Origin of the sequence: Sutterella sp., assembly GCF_052272535.1 — a bacterium.
In the GTDB taxonomy this organism is placed as follows: domain Bacteria; phylum Pseudomonadota; class Gammaproteobacteria; order Burkholderiales; family Burkholderiaceae_F; genus Sutterella.
The window spans coordinates 1-3,320 of sequence record NZ_DAVZJY010000240.1 but is presented as its reverse complement, the minus strand read 5'-3'; the positions used below and the strand labels follow the sequence as shown (position 1 = coordinate 3,320).

Annotated in this window: 2 protein-coding genes and 1 tRNA gene; all 3 read left to right on the top strand. The window is 64.7% G+C overall.

Annotated elements, in window-relative coordinates:
• Window positions 1-120: 120 nt before the first annotated feature.
• Window positions 121-197, top strand: a tRNA-Ile gene (locus tag ACT6Y9_RS09700).
• Window positions 198-510: 313 nt separating this feature from the next.
• Entirely contained in the window at window positions 511-1,941 is a 1,431-nt protein-coding gene (locus ACT6Y9_RS09695; protein ID WP_443744373.1) for a DEAD/DEAH box helicase, read from the top strand.
• Between the two features lie 671 nt (window positions 1,942-2,612).
• Window positions 2,613-3,320, top strand: a 708-nt coding sequence (locus tag ACT6Y9_RS09690) for a reverse transcriptase domain-containing protein (protein ID WP_443744372.1), incomplete at its 3' end; no start/stop codon positions are given.

Sequence of the window (3,320 nt, the reverse complement as noted above, 5' to 3'; positions counted from 1 at the left end):
TGGTGGAGATCTATCGTTCGACGAAGTGACCACTTCGCCGTGCGTCAGCCCTGCCTTCCGGGCGCCCGCGGCCGTGGGTCCGGGTTTTCTCAGGTACAATCTGTTTCCCTCACTTTGGGCGGGCCTGTAGCCAAGTTGGTTAAGGCACCGGACTCATAATCCGGCTATCCTGGGTTCAAGTCCCAGCGGGCCCACCATTTCCATTCTCTGGTCCGGGGTTTTCTCTCGGTCCGCGCCGCCCGCCGCGCGGCACTCCGGCGGAATTGCCGCCGATTCGAATCGGGTAGAATGAGCGCGCTCCGCCGCTCGTCCCGACGCCGGAGCGCACCGCCCGGACCCTCCCGTCCGGTCCCCTCTCCAGAACCCATTGCCTTCGTCCGGAACGATCCGGGCCTTCGAGGCGCCTCTGTGCGCGCCCGGGCCTTCGCTTCCGGTCGTCCCGGCGCTACCGGACCCGAGCGCTTCGCCGCTTCCGTCCCGGGGCCGGCATTCACTTTCCAGAATCTTCGGATGTCCTCCTTCGAACAGTTCGGTCTCGATCCCCGCATTCTTTCCGCCGTCGCCCGCATGGGCTACACCTCGCCCACGCCCATTCAGGTCCAGGCGATCCCCGTGGTGCTCCGCGGCGGCGACGTCATGGGGGCGGCGCAGACCGGCACCGGGAAGACCGCGGGCTTCGGGCTGCCCCTCATCGAGCGCATCCTGCCGAAGGCGAACACCTCGATGTCGCCCGCGCGCCATCCAGTGCGCGCGCTCGTCCTGACGCCCACCCGCGAACTTGCCGACCAGGTTTCGGAAAACCTCGTCGCCTACGCGAAGGACACGCCGCTGCGTGCGGGCGTGGTCTACGGCGGCGTGGACATCCGCCCGCAGGCCGACATGCTGCGCCGCGGCGTCGAGATCCTGACGGCGACGCCCGGCCGCCTGCTCGATCATGTTTCGCAGAAGGCCGTGAACCTCTCGCAGGTCGAGATCGTCGTGCTCGACGAAGCCGACCGCATGCTCGACATGGGGTTTCTGCCCGACATCTCGCGCATCCTGCAGCTCCTGCCCGCGAACCGCCAGAGCCTCCTCTTCTCGGCGACCTTCTCGCCTGAAATCAAGAAGCTCGCGAAGAACTTCCTCAAGAGCAGCCCGACGGTGATCGAGGTGGCCCGCGAGAACTCCACCGCCGAGACGGTGACGCAGGAGCTCTTCACGGTCTCCGACCGCGACAAGACCGACGTCCTGATCGACATGCTCAAGACCCGCGGTCCCGAGGGCGGCCCCCTCACGCAGGTCCTCGTCTTCGTGAACGCCAAAATCACCTGCCGGCGCCTCGCGCGCACGCTCGAGCGCGTCGGCATCAACGCCGACGCCATTCACGGCGACAAGACGCAGGAGGAGCGCCAGGTGGCGCTCGAAGGCTTCCGCACGGGCGCGATCCACGTGCTCGTCGCGACCGACGTCGCCGCGCGCGGCCTCGACATCAAGGAGCTGCCCTTCGTCATCAACTACGACGTGCCCTACAGCGCCGAGGACTACGTGCACCGCATCGGCCGCACGGGCCGCGCAGGCGCCAAGGGCGTCGCGACGATGCTCGCCACGCCCGAGGACTCGCGTCTCGTGCAGGCGATCGAGAAGCTCACCAACCAGGCCTTCAAACCGATCGCCGTGACGCCGATGCCGCGCAGCCGCCGCGGCGCCGGTCCGCAGCGCCGCTCCGAAGGGCGCCCGGGCGTCTGGACCGAGCGCGTGGACACGCCCGAAGACGAACGCGCCGCGCGCGAGCGCGCCCGCGCCTACGTGCCGCCCTCGCAGCGCCACCGCGACCCGATCTTCGACATGCCCTACATCGAGCGCTCGGCCGACGCGGCGAAGAAGCCCGCCGAACCCATGTACCTCGAGCGCAATGAAAGGCGCCGCCCGGTGGCGGCGCTCCTCGGCGGCCGCGGCAACTGACCGGCGGGCAGCACCGAAAGCTCCAAACTTAAAAACAAACACCGGGATGATGGATCCCGAACTGGCTTGACTACTGTCAGGCGAGTTTGAAATCAGCTATCAAACCCCGTGATATTTCAAGAAATGAGATTCACGGGGTTTTTCAGTGTGCCCGGCATGGGCGAATTTCAACGGGTGAAAGTCCCGGGAGCAGGAGGTAGCACCAAGCTCGTAGCCAGAGGCAAGGGTGTCTGTCGCGAGGCGGAATCTGAAAGAAGCCCGAGGCAAACCGCTGACCTGACGAACAGAAACCTCATCAGGCATATGAAGGTGGGTAAGTCTGCTGAAGAAGATGAAGCCCAAAGCTACACGGAACCTTCGGTGTAAATGAGGCAGGTGCATGGCGGGAAGGAATTTGCTCTTACCCGGGGAGGCCTCACGGACGCGGTTCGCCGCGGAGTAAAGCTCGCCGTGAGGAGTCAGCAGAGGTCGTAGTAGGCCCGCACGCGAGTAGCGGACTGAAGGACCAAACTTAGTAATGGAGAATTGAACTCGGAGAACCCGAAGGGCCGATCCTTAGAAAAATCAACGAGAACCTGCAGCAGGAGAGTAGGCGCGGAACGCCGATGGCCTGTCCAACAGGAAGGAGCCGGACGGGATTCGAGGAGAGAGAGACTCCGCAGTAGGACCAGATGAACGGAATCACACTGGAAGCGATACTCGAGCGCGACAACCTGACCAGAGCCCTTGCGAGGGTCGAGGCCAACAAGGGGGCGCCCGGCGTGGACGGCATGGAGACGTGGGAGATCCGCGACTACATCCGCAGCCACCCGCACGAGCTGACGGCGGCGATCAAGGCGGGCAAATATCGCCCGTCGCCCGTTCTCCGCGTCACCATACCGAAGGAGGAACCAGGCAAGTTCAGAGAACTGGGCATCCCTACTGTGCAGGACAGGCTTGTTCAACAGGCCGTCGCGCAGATACTCAGCTTCTACTACGATCCACGGTTCTCGACCCGCAGCCACGGCTTCCGCCCCAACCAGAGCGCGCACGACGCGATCCTGGACGTGGTGGCCTATGCTGATCAGGGGTATCGATGGGTCGTGGACATGGACCTCGAGAAGTTCTTCGACACGATCAACCACTCGAAGATGGTGCAGATCCTCTCCGACGACATCGAAGATGGGCGGGTGATCTCGCTCATCCATCGCTTCCTTCGTGCCGACGTGCAGACGGAGGCGGGGCTCGAGAGGAGAGACAAAGGGGCGCCCCAGGGCGGCCCGCTCTCTCCGATCCTCGCCAACATCCTGCTCGACCGGCTTGACAAGGAGTTGGAGGCAAGGGAACTGCACTTCACGCGGTACGCCGACGACATGATGATTTTCTGTCGCACGCGGCGG

What these genes read in the sequence shown, in the direction of transcription:
- ACT6Y9_RS09695 (WP_443744373.1), top strand. Translation starts at nt 511, where the DNA reads ATGTCCTCCTTCGAACAGTTCGGTCTCGATCCCCGCATTCTTTCCGCC.